General features: G+C 71.2%; 17 protein-coding genes. 11 read left to right on the top strand and 6 right to left on the bottom strand.

The window, feature by feature from the left end; translation table 11 throughout:
- Positions 1 to 11: 11 nt before the first annotated feature.
- Complete coding sequence (locus O7631_RS13120; protein WP_278144470.1) at positions 12 to 1,607, top strand: RNA polymerase sigma factor; 1,596 nt, start codon at positions 12 to 14, stop codon at positions 1,605 to 1,607.
- 245 nt (positions 1,608 to 1,852) lie between these two features.
- Positions 1,853 to 2,086: a hypothetical protein gene (locus O7631_RS13115; protein WP_030337431.1), complete on the top strand. Its 234-nt coding sequence runs from the start codon at positions 1,853 to 1,855 to the stop codon at positions 2,084 to 2,086.
- Between the two features lie 658 nt (positions 2,087 to 2,744).
- Here O7631_RS13115 and O7631_RS13110 read toward each other — a convergent pair.
- The 3 genes from O7631_RS13110 to O7631_RS13100 all read right to left on the bottom strand — a co-directional run bounded on the left by O7631_RS13110 (position 2,745) and on the right by O7631_RS13100 (position 5,561).
- On the bottom strand, positions 2,745 to 4,478 hold the full coding sequence (locus O7631_RS13110) for a DEAD/DEAH box helicase (RefSeq protein WP_278144469.1): 1,734 nt from the start codon (positions 4,476 to 4,478) through the stop codon (positions 2,745 to 2,747).
- Positions 4,479 to 4,657: 179 nt separating this feature from the next.
- Complete coding sequence (locus O7631_RS13105) at positions 4,658 to 5,302, bottom strand: trimeric intracellular cation channel family protein (protein WP_278144468.1); 645 nt, start codon at positions 5,300 to 5,302, stop codon at positions 4,658 to 4,660.
- Between the two features lie 40 nt (positions 5,303 to 5,342).
- Positions 5,343 to 5,561 carry a DUF3039 domain-containing protein gene (locus O7631_RS13100; RefSeq protein WP_007456912.1) on the bottom strand — a complete coding sequence of 73 codons (219 nt, stop codon included), beginning with the start codon at positions 5,559 to 5,561 and terminating at the stop codon, positions 5,343 to 5,345.
- An 88-nt stretch (positions 5,562 to 5,649) separates the two neighbouring features.
- Between O7631_RS13100 and O7631_RS13095 the strand changes: the two genes are divergently transcribed.
- On the top strand, positions 5,650 to 6,585 hold the full coding sequence (locus tag O7631_RS13095) for a pseudouridine-5'-phosphate glycosidase (protein WP_278144467.1): 936 nt from the start codon (positions 5,650 to 5,652) through the stop codon (positions 6,583 to 6,585).
- The gene (locus O7631_RS13090) at positions 6,582 to 7,481 is read left to right on the top strand and encodes a PfkB family carbohydrate kinase (RefSeq protein ID WP_278144466.1); all 900 of its coding nucleotides are present in this window, start codon (positions 6,582 to 6,584) and stop codon (positions 7,479 to 7,481) included. The genes O7631_RS13095 and O7631_RS13090 overlap by 4 nt, the downstream gene beginning before the upstream one ends.
- A gap of 27 nt (positions 7,482 to 7,508) precedes the next feature.
- Here the strand turns inward: O7631_RS13090 and O7631_RS13085 are convergent, their stop codons facing one another.
- Positions 7,509 to 7,868 (bottom strand): DUF3099 domain-containing protein, encoded by a 360-nt coding sequence (locus tag O7631_RS13085; protein ID WP_269680479.1) that lies wholly within the window; start codon positions 7,866 to 7,868, stop codon positions 7,509 to 7,511.
- Positions 7,869 to 7,972: 104 nt separating this feature from the next.
- Between O7631_RS13085 and O7631_RS13080 the strand changes: the two genes are divergently transcribed.
- Together O7631_RS13080 and O7631_RS13075 are read left to right on the top strand one after the other, a co-directional pair.
- On the top strand, positions 7,973 to 8,260 hold the full coding sequence (locus tag O7631_RS13080; protein ID WP_088946797.1) for a hypothetical protein: 288 nt from the start codon (positions 7,973 to 7,975) through the stop codon (positions 8,258 to 8,260).
- Positions 8,261 to 8,273: 13 nt separating this feature from the next.
- Positions 8,274 to 8,585, top strand: a complete 312-nt coding sequence (locus O7631_RS13075; RefSeq protein WP_145785813.1) for a hypothetical protein — start codon at positions 8,274 to 8,276, stop codon at positions 8,583 to 8,585.
- Positions 8,586 to 8,588: 3 nt separating this feature from the next.
- Here the strand turns inward: O7631_RS13075 and O7631_RS13070 are convergent, their stop codons facing one another.
- The gene (locus O7631_RS13070) at positions 8,589 to 9,164 is read right to left on the bottom strand and encodes an HhH-GPD-type base excision DNA repair protein (protein WP_278144465.1); all 576 of its coding nucleotides are present in this window, start codon (positions 9,162 to 9,164) and stop codon (positions 8,589 to 8,591) included.
- Positions 9,165 to 9,268: 104 nt separating this feature from the next.
- Between O7631_RS13070 and O7631_RS13065 the strand changes: the two genes are divergently transcribed.
- The 3 genes from O7631_RS13065 to O7631_RS13055 all read left to right on the top strand — a co-directional run bounded on the left by O7631_RS13065 (position 9,269) and on the right by O7631_RS13055 (position 12,390).
- Positions 9,269 to 10,753, top strand: coding sequence for a methyltransferase (locus tag O7631_RS13065; RefSeq protein ID WP_278144464.1), 1,485 nt, complete (start codon positions 9,269 to 9,271; stop codon positions 10,751 to 10,753).
- A complete protein-coding gene (gene dtd / locus O7631_RS13060; protein WP_278144463.1) occupies positions 10,753 to 11,175 on the top strand; it encodes a D-aminoacyl-tRNA deacylase in 423 nt (140 codons plus the stop codon). Before O7631_RS13065 ends, dtd begins: the two co-directional genes overlap by 1 nt.
- A 144-nt stretch (positions 11,176 to 11,319) precedes the next feature.
- Entirely contained in the window at positions 11,320 to 12,390 is a 1,071-nt protein-coding gene (locus O7631_RS13055; RefSeq protein WP_347403504.1) for an IS30 family transposase, read from the top strand.
- 78 nt (positions 12,391 to 12,468) lie between these two features.
- On the opposite strand, the gene O7631_RS13050 is transcribed toward O7631_RS13055, so the two are convergent.
- Positions 12,469 to 13,257 (bottom strand): sporulation protein, encoded by a 789-nt coding sequence (locus tag O7631_RS13050; RefSeq protein ID WP_278147924.1) that lies wholly within the window; start codon positions 13,255 to 13,257, stop codon positions 12,469 to 12,471.
- A gap of 264 nt (positions 13,258 to 13,521) precedes the next feature.
- Between O7631_RS13050 and sigB the strand changes: the two genes are divergently transcribed.
- On the top strand, positions 13,522 to 14,526 hold the full coding sequence (gene sigB, locus O7631_RS13045) for an RNA polymerase sigma factor SigB (RefSeq protein ID WP_278144462.1): 1,005 nt from the start codon (positions 13,522 to 13,524) through the stop codon (positions 14,524 to 14,526).
- Positions 14,527 to 14,626: 100 nt separating this feature from the next.
- Entirely contained in the window at positions 14,627 to 15,034 is a 408-nt protein-coding gene (locus tag O7631_RS13040; RefSeq protein ID WP_278144461.1) for a VOC family protein, read from the top strand.
- The last annotated feature ends 1 nt before the right edge of the window (position 15,035 follow it).

The following is a 15,035-nucleotide window of genomic DNA, read 5'->3' as shown; positions in this document are numbered from 1 at the left end:
GAAGGTCATTCGTGACAGAACCCCGCCAGACCGGCGCCGACGTTCGCTCGCTCACCGACACCCTGATCGCCCACGCGCAGAGCGCCGGCGGTCAGCTCACGTCGGCCCAGCTCGCGCGCACCGTCGAGTCCGCCGAGGTGACTCCGGCCCAGGCCAAGAAGATTCTGCGGGCACTCTCCGAGGCGGGAGTGACGGTGGTGGTGGACGGCTCGGCGAGCACCCGCCGCCGCGTCGCCGCGGCCCGCTCGACCACGCCGGCGTCCCGGGCCACCACCGCCAAGACCACCAAGAAGGCCGCCGCGCCCGCCCCGAAGCAGGCGCCCGCCTCCGACGACACGCCGTCCGCGCCGGCCCCCCGCAAGGTCGCCGCACGCAAGGCCACCGGCACCCCCGCCGATGGCGCTGCCGCACCGGCGAAGGCCACCAAGTCGACCCGCGCCACCAAGGCGACGGTCGCCGCCGCCGGCGCCAAGGCCGGCACCAAGGCCAAGGGTGAGGGCGCCGAGGGCGAGATCGACCCGGAGGAGCTGGCCGCGGCCATCGAGGACGTGGTGGTCGAGGAGCCGGCCGAGCTGACCCAGGCTGCCGAGACCGACGCGGCCGCCTCGGCGACCGACAACGACTTCGAGTGGGACGACGAGGAGTCCGAGGCCCTCAAGCAGGCCCGGCGCGACGCCGAGCTCACCGCCTCCGCCGACTCGGTCCGTGCGTACCTGAAGCAGATCGGTAAGGTTCCGCTGCTCAACGCCGAGCAGGAGGTGGAGCTGGCCAAGCGCATCGAGGCCGGGCTCTACGCCGCCGAGCGACTGCGGGCCGCCGACGAGGGCGAGGAGAAGCTCGTCCGGGAGATGGTCCGTGACCTGGGCTGGATCTCCCGCGACGGCGAGCGGGCCAAGAACCACCTCCTGGAGGCGAACCTCCGACTGGTGGTGTCCCTCGCGAAGAGGTACACGGGTCGCGGCATGGCGTTCCTGGACCTCATCCAGGAGGGCAACCTCGGTCTGATCCGCGCGGTGGAGAAGTTCGACTACACCAAGGGCTACAAGTTCTCCACGTACGCGACCTGGTGGATCCGGCAGGCGATCACCCGCGCGATGGCCGACCAGGCCCGCACCATCCGCATCCCGGTGCACATGGTCGAGGTCATCAACAAGCTCGGCCGCATACAGCGCGAGCTGCTTCAGGACCTGGGCCGTGAGCCCACCCCGGAGGAGCTGGCGAAGGAGATGGACATCACACCCGAGAAGGTGCTGGAGATCCAGCAGTACGCTCGGGAGCCCATCTCGCTGGACCAGACCATCGGCGACGAGGGCGACAGCCAGCTCGGTGACTTCATCGAGGACTCCGAGGCCGTGGTCGCGGTGGACGCGGTCTCGTTCTCGCTCCTGCAGGACCAGCTCCAGCAGGTGCTGCAGACGCTCTCCGAGCGTGAGGCGGGTGTGGTACGGCTGCGCTTCGGCCTGACCGACGGCCAGCCACGGACGTTGGACGAGATCGGCCAGGTCTACGGGGTGACCCGGGAACGGATCCGGCAGATCGAGTCCAAGACGATGTCCAAGCTGCGCCACCCGTCACGCTCGCAGGTCCTCAGGGATTACCTGGACTGACCGGGTTTCGTCAACCGAACGTGTCGTTTTGACCACCTGGTGTGCAACACCAGATGGTGATCGTCCGGATGCACGAATGTGATCGTTGACGTGGCACCCTGGGTGCACGGCACACTGTCCCTGCCAGGTGTGACCTCGGTCCCCCGCGGGCACACAGGGAAGGCAGTGCCTAGTAAGGGTGTTGCACCATAGGTGAGCAACGACCGAAGAGATTGTTCATCGGTGACGACCAGAGGAGGAAGGCGATGACCCCGACCCTCACGCCGCCGCCCGAGACGGTGGCGCCCCCAGCCGCCGATGAACGGTGCGACCGCTGCAATGCTGCCGGGAAGCTCCGGATCACTCTGGCGGGTGGGAGCGAGCTGGTGTTCTGCGGGCACCATGCGAACAAGTACGCGGAGGATCTCGTGAAGATCACCGAGCGGTTCGCGACGGAGCCCGATTTCAGCTGGCGTGGCGCCGATCTGATGGCGAACTAGATCCGCAAACCGACATAGCCGGCCGGAGGCACCCCGAGGGTGTCTCCGGCCGGCTTCTTCGTACCCAGACCCGCACGGTCCCGGGCGACCGAACGCCTGGCCGTTTCACGCTCCGCGCCCACACGCCTCGCCCTGCCCCGGCATGCCACGCGCCCTCAGGCCCACGCTCTCAAGTCCTTCGCTCTCAGGCTCTTCGCTCTCAAGCCGCCGCCGTGCGCCCCCGCGCGCTCTCGCCCTCCGGCGCCGCGCTCCCTACCCGGGGCGCGGCGCGGCGCTGCGCGGCGCCGGAACGGCGCATCCCGGGCCAAGGCCGGAACGTCCGTCAAGATCCGCGCATTTCCCGGATGTTGCTGCCTCCCGGGCCTCCGAGGCAGCAACATCCCCGACGTTGTGCGGATCTTGGGCGCGAGGCCCCAAGATCGCGCTCGAACCAGGAAGTAGTGGCCTCGCAGGCGTGCCGACACCACTACAACCACGTTCGAGCACGATCTTGGGCCGGGGCCGGGGCCGGGGCCGGGGCCGGGCCGGGGCCGGGCCAGACCAAGCCCGGGCCAGGCCAGACCAATCCCGGGCCAGACCAAGCCCGGGCCGGGCCAGACCGAGCCGGGGCCGAGCGCGTGTCGGGCCGGGGCGGACGGTGTCGGTGCGGTTGGTGGGTCTAGAGGGTCTGGACGGTGGCGATGCGTTCCTCGAGCTGCTCGATGGTGGCCTGGGCGCTGGGTGGGCCGCCGCAGAGACGGCGCAACTCGGCATGGATCTTGCCGTGCGGTTGGCCGGTGCGGTGGTGTCGTGCCGCCACAAGAGCGTTCAGTTGCCGCCGTAGCGCCACGCGCCGCTGGGCGGCGCTCATGGGTGCCGGCGGCGCTGCGGTGGGCGCAGCGGCCGTCTGAGCGGGCCCGTCGGCGGTACGGCGGCGTTGGGCGGCGAGTTGCGCGGCTTGCCTCTTGGTCAGCAGCAGCGACACCTGATCGGCGGTGAGCAGACCGGGCAGGCCGAGATATTCCTCTTCCTCGGGTGTGCCGGCCTGCGCCGCAGTGCCGAACGACGCGCCGTCGAAGATCACCTGGTCCAGTTCGGCGGTGGCCGAGAGCGCGGCGAAGCGCTTCTCCAACTCGCCGCTTGCCTGGTCGTCGCGCTGCGCTCGTTCCAGCAGGTCGTCGTCGAAGCCGTCGGATTCCTTGGGTTTGCCGAGTACGTGGTCCCGCTCGGTCTCCATCTCGCTGGCCAGCCCGAGCAGGTGCGGCACGCTGGGCAGGAACACCGACGCGGTCTCTCCGGGCCGGCGGGCCCGGACGAACCGGCCGATCGCCTGGGCGAAGTAGAGCGGCGTGCTGGCACTTGTGGCGTAGACACCAACCGCGAGTCGCGGAATGTCGACCCCTTCGGACACCATCCGCACCGCGACCAGCCACCGCTGGTCGGACGCCGCGAACGTCGCGATCCGCGCGGATGCGCCCTGATCGTCGGAGAGCACCACGGCGGCCTTCTCGCCCGTTACCTGCTCGATCAGCTTGGCGTACGAGCGGGCGGTCTGTTGGTCGGTGGCGATGATCAGCCCGCCGGCGTCGGCCATGCCGGCGTTGCGCAGCACTGTGAGTCGGGCGTCGGCGGCCCGCAGGACCTGCGGCATCCAGTCGCCGGCGGGGTCCAGGGCGGTACGCCAGGCCTGCGCCACCAGATCCTGCGTCATGGGTTCACCGAGGCGGGCGGCCAGCTCCTCCCCCGCGTTGGTCCGCCAGCGGGTCTCCCCGGAGTACGCCAGGAAGAGCACCGGCCGGACCACGCCGTCGCGGAGGGCGTCGGAGTAGCCGTACACCGAGTCGGCGCGGGAGCGCAGCAGCCCGTCCCCGCCCCGCTCGTAGCTGACGAACGGGATCGGGTTGTCGTCGGAGCGGAACGGGGTCCCGGTGAGCATCAGCCGGCGTACGGCGGGTTCGAAGGCCGCCTTCACCCCGTCTCCCCAGGACCGGGAGTCGCCCGCGTGGTGGATCTCGTCGAGGATGACGAGGGTGCGTCGGGTCATGGTGCGCCGTCGGTGCACCTGCGGGGCCATTCCCACCTGGGCGTAGGTGATCACCGCGCCGTGGAAGTCGGCCGCGGAGTGCACGTCGGCGTTGCGGAACGCCGCGTCGAGTTGGATGCCCACCCGGGCCGCCGCGTCGGCCCACTGGCTCTTCAGGTGTTCGGTCGGCGCGACGACGGTGACCGCCTCGACGGTGCCGTCGGCGAGCAGCTCGGCGGCGATCCGAAGGGCGAAGGTGGTCTTACCGGCGCCGGGGGTGGCGACCGCGGTGAAGTCCTCGGTACGCCGGCGCAGGTATTCGACCAGGGCTTTACGCTGCCAGGCGCGTAGCGCCGGGAACGTCTCGAGCACCGGCGTCCGGGCTGCCACGCGAAGCTCCTCTCCGACCGCACGACGGCGGATCCGGGGCGAGGGCCACGGTGACCGCCGCCCATGAAAACGCCTCCGCGCAGAAGCTGCCGCGAAGGCCGACTCAGCATAACCAGCGTCGGCCCGACGTCCCAGGCGACGCCACGCTGGTCACATCTGTCACCCCGGCGGAGGGGGCCTCACCACTCGGGGTCACCGGTGCGTGGGGGACGCAGTGTCGCCACCGGGGCGGACCACCGTCGTCGCAGTGCGATCAGGCGTAGACCGAACACCAGGACGGCGGCGGCGGTGAGCGGCACCGGCCCGGTCTGGTCGCTGGCGTACAGGACCACCACCAGGATCGAGCCGGCCAGTGCGGCCACCGCGTAGATCTCCCGGCGCAGCACCACCGGGATCTCGGCGGTGAGCAGGTCGCGGCCGAGCCCGCCGCCGATCGCGGTGAGCATGCCGATCAGGCAGGCGCCGACTGCCGGCACCTGGGCGTCGAGCGCCTTGAGCGTGCCGGTGACGGTGAACAGCGCCAGGCCGGCCGCGTCCAACACCAGGACGGTGGTGCGCAGTCGGGCCAGTTGGGGGTGCAGCCAGAAGACGGCGAGCGCGGTGATCGCGGCGGTGGCCGCGTAGCGCCAGTCGGCGAAGGCCAGCGGCGGAACCTCGTCGATGACCAGGTCCCGGAGGATCCCGCCACCGAGGGCGGCGACGAAACCGACGAAGGCGACGCCGAACAGGTCCAGTCGCTTCGCCACCGCCGCCGAGGCCCCGGATGCGGCGAAGACCGCCACCCCGGCCAGGTCGGCGAGGAGCAGAGGGGTGGAGGTGGTCACCGCCGCAGGCTACGTCGCCGGCCGGGATGCCGGCCCGCGTTCACTCGCGGTACGAGTCGTAGATCTCCTTGCACTTCGGGCAGACCGGCGAACCGGGCTTGGCCGCCTTGGTGACCGGGAACGTCTCGCCGCAGAGCGCGACGACGAAGGTGCCCATGACGGCACTCTCGGCGATCTTCTCCTTGCGGACGTAGTGGAACATCTCGGGACCGGTGTCGGCGTCCTTCAGCTCCGGACGCTCGAGAACCTCTGTGCTCACGTCTGCACCTCCGACCGTCAAGTTTGGCAGGTCATCACGGCCGGGTCCACTTGAGCCCGGCGGACACCCGACCCCGTACGGTGCCAATGTGACTGACTTTCGCATCAGCTACGGGACCGAGGTCGCCGAAGCCCTGCGCGACGGCCGACCCGTCGTCGCCCTGGAGAGCACCATCGTCTCGCACGGCCTCCCCCGGCCGGAGAACCTCCGGGTGGCCAGGGAGATCGAGCAGGCGGTTCGGCACGCCGGGGCCGTTCCGGCCACGATCGGGATGATCCGTGGCGGGGTGGTGGTCGGCCTCGACGACGCGCAGCTGACCCGCCTCGCCACCGTCGACGGAGTGACGAAGCTCTCCGTCCGCGACCTGGCGGTGGCGGCGGCGACGGGCGCGGACGGCGCGACGACAGTGGCCGCGACCAGCGCGGTGGCCGCCGCGGCCGGGATCGGGGTGTTCGCCACCGGCGGGCTGGGTGGGGTGCACCGGGAGGCGGCGCACACCTTCGACGAGTCGGCGGACCTGACCACCCTGGCCCAGACCCCGATCGCTGTGGTCTGCGCCGGGGTCAAGTCGATCCTCGACGTGGGCGCGACGCTGGAGCGCCTGGAGACCCTCGGCGTCGCCGTGGTCGGTTACCGCACGCGCCGGTTCCCCGGTTTCTACCTCACCGACGCCGGTTTCGACCTGGACTGGTCGGTGGACTCGCCGGAGCAGGTCGCCGCCGTGCTCGCCGCGCGGGACGAGCACGCCGTACACACCGGCGGGCTGCTCGTCGCCAACCCGCTGCCGGTCGACGAGCAGCTCGACCCGGAACTGCACGACCGGACCCTCGCCGAGGGCCTGGCCCTGCTGGATCGGGACGGCATCACCGGAAAGGCCGTCACGCCGTACCTGCTGGCGCACTTCCACTCGGCCACCGAGGGCGCGAGCCTGGCGGTGAACGTCCGGATCATCCTGCGCAACGCCGACCTGGCCGCGCGGATCGCGGTCGCCGCGGCGGCCCGCAGCACCACCGCCCCGGCGTGACGCGACCGGCCCGGGTGGTCGTCGTCGGCGACGTGATCACCGACGTGGTCGCCGTGCTGTCCGGGCCCCTCGCGGCCGGCTCGGACACCGGGGCGGAGATCAGTCTCGGCGGTGGCGGTCAGGCGGCCAACACCGCTGCCTGGGTCGCCGCGCAACGGGTGGACGTCACGCTCGTCGGCGCGGTCGGTGACGACGACGAGGGGCGGGACCGGGTTGCCGAACTGACCCGGGCGGGCGTCGACTGCGCCGTCGAGCGGATCGAGGGCGTACCCACCGGCACGGTGATCGTGTTGGCGGCCGACGACGAGCGGACCATGGTCAGCCAGCGGGGCGCGAACCTGCGGCTGAGCGGCGCGCACGTCGAGCGGGCCGTCGCGGCGGCGCCCGACGCCGGGCATCTGCATCTGTCCGCGTACACCCTGCTGGACGCCGGGTCGCGCGGTGCGGGGCTGCGGGCGTTGGCCGCGGCGCGCGAGCGTGGGCTCACCATCAGCGTCGACGCGGCGTCCGCGGCGCCGCTGCGGCGGGTCGGCCCGGCGGTGTTCCTGAGTTGGGTACGCGACATCGACCTGCTGCTGGTCAACGCGGACGAGGCGACGGCGCTGGCCGGCGGGCTGGACCCGGCGGCGCAGGGGCGGGTGTTGTCGGCGACGGCGCGGCGGGTGGTGGTCAAGCGCGGGGCGGCCGGCGCGGTCTGGGTGGACCGCACCGGGGCGGTCCATGTGGCCTCAGCCCGCCGGACGGCGGTGGTGGATGTCACGGGAGCCGGCGACGCCTTCGCGGCCGGCCTGCTCACCGCGTGGCTCGCGGGCGCCACCCCGGCCGCGGCGCTGGCCCGCGCCACCGACCTGGGGGCGATGGCCGTCTCCACCGCGGGCGCGCGTCCGCAGTCGTGACGGTACGAACCCTGGCCCGTTCGCGGGTCAGGGTTCGGCGTCGATGACCTTGTGCGGGCGCTCCTCGGCGGTGAGGCTCATCGGCGGCGTGTCGTCCTGCCGGCGGGGGTGGAACCGGTTGGCGAGCCGGTGCTCTTCCTTGGGCGGCCGGTCATTGGCCAGCAGCACGGCCAGCCAGGGGATGAGCACCATGCCGAGGCCGCACAGCGGCAACCAGAGCCAGAGCAGTGGGGCGTTCGCACCGACCAGGATCGCGCCGACGACGATGCACAGCACCCGGATGCCCATCATCAGGACATAGCGGCGCTGGCGACTGTTGAGCTGATCGTCCTGGCTGCGCGAGGCGTCGGTGATGAGAATCGGCTGGTACGCCTGACGCTTCACCATGGACCTCCTACGAGGGGATTACCCCTCATCCTGTCACCGTGAGGCCGTGATCAGCGAACTTCGAGTCATCCCGGCACGTGTTACGTGCGTGGTACGCTCCGGGCGTGGGCAGCAGGTTCAGCTTCACCGACGAGGCGTTGGCCAACCTGAGGGTCTACGACGTCACGCCCGGGGAAGTCTGGGAGGCGCTGCACAGCGCCCGACGGGTCATCCGCCATCTGGGCGACGACGTGATGGTGGTCTACGCCGCCGCCCGTCGGGGCCGCCGACTGGCGGTGCTGCTCGCCGAGGCCGATGGCACCGACAACGACTGGGACATCCTCTCCGCTCGTGAGCTGAGCGACGCCGAGTCCAAGCGCTACGACGAGGCCGTGCGGAGATCTCGCCGATGAGGAGGCCGTGACGATGCACCGGAACGACGCGACCAAGCAGTTCCACAGCGGCGACGACCGGATCGCCGAGCTGATCGACGAGAGCCCGGCGGTGGACCTCCCCACCCCCGACACCGACGTGCCGATGGTCAGCAGGTCGGTCCGGCTGCCGCTGGAGACCTACGAGCGGGTGCGCTCCGCCGCCGACGCCCGGGGCATCGGGGTCACCACCCTGATGCGCCAGTGGATCGAGGCCGGCCTGGCCGACCTGGACGACTCGGCGACCGTCTCGCTCGCCGACGTCCGGCGCGCGCTGGCCTCCCTGGCGCACCCCACCGCCGCCTGAGCGTCAGCCCTCCGCGGCCTTGGCCGCGGCCTTCATCTGCTGCTTGTACTCCCGCACCTGACGCAGCGAATCCACGTCGGTGACGTCGGCCACGGACCGGTACGCGCCCGGGTCGCCGTAGCCGCCGGCAGCCTGCCGCCAGTCCTGCGGGGTCACCCCGAACCGCTTGCCGAGCAGGGCCACGAAGATCTGCGCCTTCTGCTTGCCGAAGCCGGGCAGCCCGGACACCCGGCTCAGCAGCTCCGGCCCGTCAGCGACGTCGGACCAGAGCAACGCCGCGTCACCGTCGTAGCGCTCCACCAGCACCCGACAGACCTCCTGCACCCGGGCCGCCATCGCCTTCGGGAACCGGTGCAACGCGGGCGGCTGGGCGAAGAGCGCGACGAGCGCCTCCGGGTCGTACCCGGCCAGCTCCGCCGCGTCCAGGTCGTGACCGAGCCGCTGGGTCAGCACGTACGGCGAGGAGAACGCCTTCTCCATCGGCACCTGCTGGTCGAGGACCATGCCGAGGAGCAGGGCCAGCGGGCTGCGCTCCAGCAGCCGGTTGGCCTCGGGGTCGATGGGGAGTACGAGCGTCATGGCACCATCCTGCCCGGCCGCCGGTTGCGGACGACCACCGACGCTCCGGGTTCGATCCGGCGGGTGGCCGCGCCCGGCGGCGCGGCGGAAGGCAGGATGGCTGCGTGGACGAACACGACATGCTGCTCTCCCCCGCCGGTGTCGACGCGCTGCGGACCGCACTGACCCGGACCGGGTTCACCAGCCACGGCATCGCCGAGAGGCTGGGCGCGCAGGCAACAGCCGCGGTCGCCCGCAACGACTATCGCGCCGCGTTGCGCGCCACCGAGGACGGCGACCCGCTCGGCACCCTGATCCGGGTGTTCATCTGCGACCAGACCGAGTCGGAGGCAGCGGTTGCCGCCGCGCTGACGCCGCTGAGCCTGGAGGATGCGCTGGCCGGCGGGCTGGTCGAGCGGTACGGCGGCGGCCTGCGTGCCGGCGTGGACCTGGAACCGTACGGTGACGACTGGTGGGTGCTCGCCGACGTGCCGTCCAGCGCCCGCCCGGGTCGCCCGTTGCACGCCGAGCACGTGCTCGGCATCGGCGGGGCGACCCACACCCTGATCGGCGCCACCATGCGCCGGCCGGTCGGCACCGCACTGGACCTGGGTACCGGCTCCGGCGTCCAGGCCCTGCACCTGGCCACCCACGCCGACTCGGTCACCGCCACCGACCTCTCCGAGCGGGCCCTGCGCTTCGCCGCGACGACCGCCGCCCTCAACGGTCAGGACTGGGAACTGCTGCGCGGCGACCTGGTCGCCCCGGTGGCGGGCCGGCGCTTCGACCTGGTGGTGAGCAACCCGCCGTTCGTGGTCGGCCCGGGTACCACCACGCACGTCTACCGCGACTCCGGCCGGGTCGGTGACGCGATCGGTGCCGAGCTGGCCGCCGCCGCCCCGGGTCTGCTCACCGAGGGCGGCACCATGCAGTACCTGGCGAACTGGGTGCACGTCGCCGGTGAGGAGTGGGACGAGCGGGTGGCCGGCTGGTTCGCCGGTACCGGCCTGGACGCCTGGGTCATCCAGCGGGAGGTGGCCGACCCCATGGCGTACGTCGACCTGTGGCTCACCGACGTGGGCGAGACCGCCGACCCGCAGCGGATGGCCGCCTGGCTGGACTGGTTCGACGCGCACAAGGTGGAGGGGGTCGGCTTCGGCATCGTGTCGCTGCGCCGGGGCGGTCACGCCGACCCGGTGGTCCGGGTGGAGGACCTGCGCCAGCGGGTGCAGCCACCGCTGGGCGACCAGATCGCGGCGTGGTTCGACCGCCAGGACTTTCTCCGGGTACGCGACACGGAGGCGCTGCTCGCCGAGCGCTACCGGGCCGCCGAGGGCCTCCAGCTGCGGCAGGAGGCCACCATGGGCGATGAGGGTTGGGGGGTGGACCGGCAGGTCCTCGCGATGCCGAACGGCCTGCGCTGGACCGAGGAGATCGACCCGCTGGTGCTGGCGCTGGTCGGTGGCGCCGACGGCCGTTTACCCCTGCGTGACCAGCTCGCCCTGCTCGCAGCCGCGCACGACGTCGAGCCCGACGAGATGGCCGAGGCCGCCGGCCCGATCGTGGCGCACCTGGTGGAGCGTGGCTTCATCGAGCGGGTGCCCGCCTGATGCGGGCCGTGGTGCAGACCGTCGGGCGGGCCAGCGTGACAGTTAACGACGAGGTCGTCGGCGCGATCGAGAACGGCCTGCTCGTGCTGCTCGGGGTAACCCACACCGACACCGCCCAGACCGCTCAGACGATGGCCCGCAAGGTGCACGAGCTGCGCATCCTCGACGGCGAGCGGTCCGCCGCCGACACCGGAGCGCCGATCCTGGTGGTCAGTCAGTTCACCCTCTACGGCGACGCCCGCAAGGGTCGCCGTCCGAGCTGGACGGCGGCCGCCCCCGCCGAGGTGGCCGAACCCCTGGTGACAGCCGTGGTCGACGCCCTGCGCGAACGAGGAGCGAAGGTGGAGACCGGCCGCTTCCGCGCCCACATGCTCGTGGAAAGCGTCAACATAGGCCCCCAAACCCTCATCCTGGACCTCTAACTCCACCCCTCTGCCCCCAACCCCACCGCACCCGCCCACCCCGGTGCGGTGATCAAGAGGTTTGCGTCAGATTTCACCCGGCGGGTTCGACCGGTCCGTGCAAGTGATCGTTGATCACGGTACGGACCGGTCGAAGGAGTTTGGGTGGCGCGAGCGCATGTGTTGACTGCGGGTCATCGGCAGGTGATCGAGCATCTGTGGGGTCAGGGGTCGACGTTGACGCAGATCGCAGCGGCGATCGGGGTGGGACTGTCGTCGGTGTGGCGGGAGGTGCAGCGGGGGAACTCGTCGCGGCATGGGGTGAAGAACCCGCTCGGTGCGGTGCGTGGTGGCTTGTATCGGTGGGGGTATCAGGCTGACTGGGCGCAGCGTAAGGCCGATGCGCGGCGGCGCCGGCCGAAGCCGCGGGTGTTGAGTCAGCCTGGGCCGTTGCGCTCGACGGTGGTGCAATGGCTGGGTGAGCGCTGGTCGCCGCGGCAGATTGTCGCGCGGTTGCGGCGTGAGTTCCCGGACCAGCCGGAGATGAGGGTGTCCCACGAGACGATCTATCAGTCGATCTACCTGCGGGCGCGGGGCAGCCTGCGGGAACTGGTCGATGACGCGTTGCGCAGCCGACGGCAGCAACGTCGTTCACAGTCGCGCGCGGCGCAGGCCGCCCGCCGGGCGATCCGGGGGCGGCCGTGGGTCACCGAGGACGTTCACATCAGTGCCCGGCCTGCCGAGGTGCAGGACCGGGCGGTGCCGGGCCATTGGGAGGGCGACCTGCTGATCGGCCGTAACGGCACCTCAGCGATCGTCACTCTGGTCGAACGCACGACCCGTTACGCGCTGCTCGGTGCCCTGCCCGTGGACCGGACCAGCCCTGAAGTACTGGCCGTGGTCCGCGCCCAGCTCGCCCAGCTGCCCCGACACCTGGCCCGCTCGCTGACCTGGGACCAGGGCGCCGAACTGGCCGAGCACACCACCTTCACGCTGGCCACCGGCTGCGCCGTCTACCTGTGCGATCCGCACAGCCCGTGGCAACGGGGCAGCAACGAGAACACCAACGGCCTGCTCCGTCAATACTTCCCCAAAGGCAAGACCGATTTCCGCACCATCAGCCAGAGCGACCTCGACACCGTCGCAATCCAACTCAACCGCCGCCCCCGCCAGACCCTGGGATGGGACACTCCCGCAGAAGCCCTTGATCGGCTACTGCTTGCACCGACCCCCTGAACCCGCCCCCGATGTTTGACGCAAACCTCTTGATCACCGGGGCGAAGAGGGGCGTGGGTGGGGCGGGGGTTGGGTGGGTTAGGAGAAGAGGCCTCGGCGGGACAGGGACTGGCGCAGCCAGTTGTCGAGTTCAGCGGTCCAGTCGGTGCGGTCAGCGGTGGCGTGGTCCACCGTGAAGCGACCGAAGGCGTCCCGGCCCTCACTGAAGACGCCGCCGCGCTTGTCGACTTCCAGGATCACCTGCATCTGCTGCGCGTCGGCCACGAAGGTGACCTCCAGCTGGTTGATCGAGCGGGCGTACTGCGGCGCCGGGTTGAACTCGATCTCCTGGTAGAACGGCAACGTCTGCCGTACGCCGTAGATGTGCCCACGTTCCACATCGGCGCGGGCGAACCGGAAGCCCAGTCGCAGCAACGCGTCGAGCAGTCGCTCCTGCGCCGGCAGTGGGTGCACCGACACGGCGTCGAGGTCACCCTTGTCGACCGCGCGGGCGACCTCCAACTCGGTACGCAGACCCATCGTCATGCCGTGCAGGTGCTGCCCGTACAGCTCGGTGACCGGTGTCTCCCACGGCACGGCGAAGCGGAACGGGATCTCGTGGCGTTGCCCCGGCTCCAGCCGGAACGCGCCGGTGATCTGCTGGCGGTGGAACTCCTGGGTGGTGTCGTAGTCGGCGTCGCCGCTCTCCACCTCGACCCGGGTGACCAGGCCGAGGCTCACCTGGTCGATGTCGACCTGGTGGTCGCCGCCGACCACCTGGATGCGCCCCTCCAACTGGCCGCCCGGGCGGCAGTTCGGGTCCGCCAACACCGTCTCCACCGACGGACCGCCGACGCCCATCGCCTGCATGAGCCGCTTGAAGACCACGCCGTCCTCCATCTGTCGTCCGCGCCGACCCGAGCCGGCCGGCCGTCCAACCGTCCGTCCGTCCGTCCGCAACGTAACCGTGGCGGGCAACCGCACACCCGGACGACACACCGCACCAGCGACCCGACCTGATTCCTGTCGGGTGCCCGATCGCCTCACTCCCGTTTTACGCCCCGCCCGCCAAGCTGTGTCTCACACCGGCACCGCTGGGCCGGAGACACGGCACAGACGTGGAAACGGGGAGAGACAGAGATGGTCCTGCAGATGACGGAACACCGGACGCGTCCGGCCACCACGACCGACACCGACGGGACCTCCGAGGTCCTCACCGACCTGGACGCCACCGACGAGCGTGGCATCTCCACCGACCTGGTCCGGGCGTACCTCAACGGGATCGGTCGGACGAAGCTGCTGACCGCCGCTCAGGAGGTCGACCTGGCCCGGCGTATCGAGGCCGGGTTGTTCGCCGACGAGAAGCTCGCGACCTGCACCCCGGTCTCCGCCGAGCTGCGGGCCGACCTGGAGCTGATCGTCGCGGAGGGCCGGGCCGCGAAGGACCACCTGCTTGAGGCGAACCTGCGGCTGGTGGTCAGCATCGCGAAGCGCTACACCGGTCGCGGTATGGCGTTCCTGGACCTCATCCAGGAGGGCAACCTCGGTCTGATCCGCGCGGTGGAGAAGTTCGACTACGCCAAGGGCTACAAGTTCTCCACGTACGCGACATGGTGGATCCGGCAGGCGATCACCCGCGCGATGGCCGACCAGGCCCGCACCATCCGCATCCCGGTGCACATGGTCGAGCAGGTCAACCGGATGGTCCGTGCCCGCCGCGAGCTGGCGGTGACGCTGGGTCGCGAGCCCACTGTCGCCGAGGTCGCCCGCGCCCTGGAGATCCCCGAGATCCAGGTCATCGAGCTGATCTCCTACGACCGGGAGCCGGTCAGCCTGGACCAGGCCGTCGGCGACGACGGCGAGAGCGCCCTCGGTGACTTCGTGGCCTCGGTGGACCCGCGTACCGAGCCGGGTGACGCCGCCGCCCAGGGCGAACTGCGCAACGAGGTCAGCATCGTGCTGGCCACCCTGTCCCAGCGGGAGCAGGCGGTCATCCGGCTCCGGTTCGGTCTGGACGACGGCCGGCAGCGCACCCTGGACGAGGTCGGCCGGGAGTTCGGCCTGTCCCGGGAGCGGATCCGGCAGATCGAGAAGGTGACGCTGCTGAAGCTGCGCGCACCGGAGCGGGCCCAGCGCCTGGAGGCGTACGCCTGCTGACGCACCCGCATCGACAGGAAGGCCTCGGCGGTTCGCCGGGGCCTTCCCCGCTGCGCGGGTGTTGACTGGGGAACCGTTGGGCGACGCGAGGAGAACGACGATGAACTGGACGCTGGAAGTGGTGATCGTGCCGGTCACCGACCTGGACCGGGCCAAGGCGTTCTACGCCGACCAGCTCGGCTTCACCGTCGATCACGACACCGTGATCAGCGACGAGGCGCGCATCGTCCAGTTGACTCCGCCCGGCTCGGGCTGCTCGATCGTGATCGGCAAGGGTGCCGTCCCGGAGATGCCGCCGGGGTCGCTCAAGGGCCTGCAACTGGTGGTGCCCGACATCGAGCAGGCCCACGCGGAGTTGGTCGACCGTGGCGTGCAGGTCAGCGACGTCCAGGTGTTGGGCGTCAACCCGCGACCCGTACCGCACCCGCTGGACAACGTCGGCTTCGTCTTCTTCAGTGACCCGGACGGCAACTCGTGGGCCGTCCAACAGATCTCCAGCCGGGCCTGAC

The sequence above is a fragment of the Micromonospora sp. WMMD967 genome, from assembly GCF_029626165.1.
Lineage (GTDB): Bacteria > Actinomycetota > Actinomycetes > Mycobacteriales > Micromonosporaceae > Micromonospora > Micromonospora taraxaci.
This window is presented reverse-complemented; position numbering and strand designations above follow the sequence as displayed.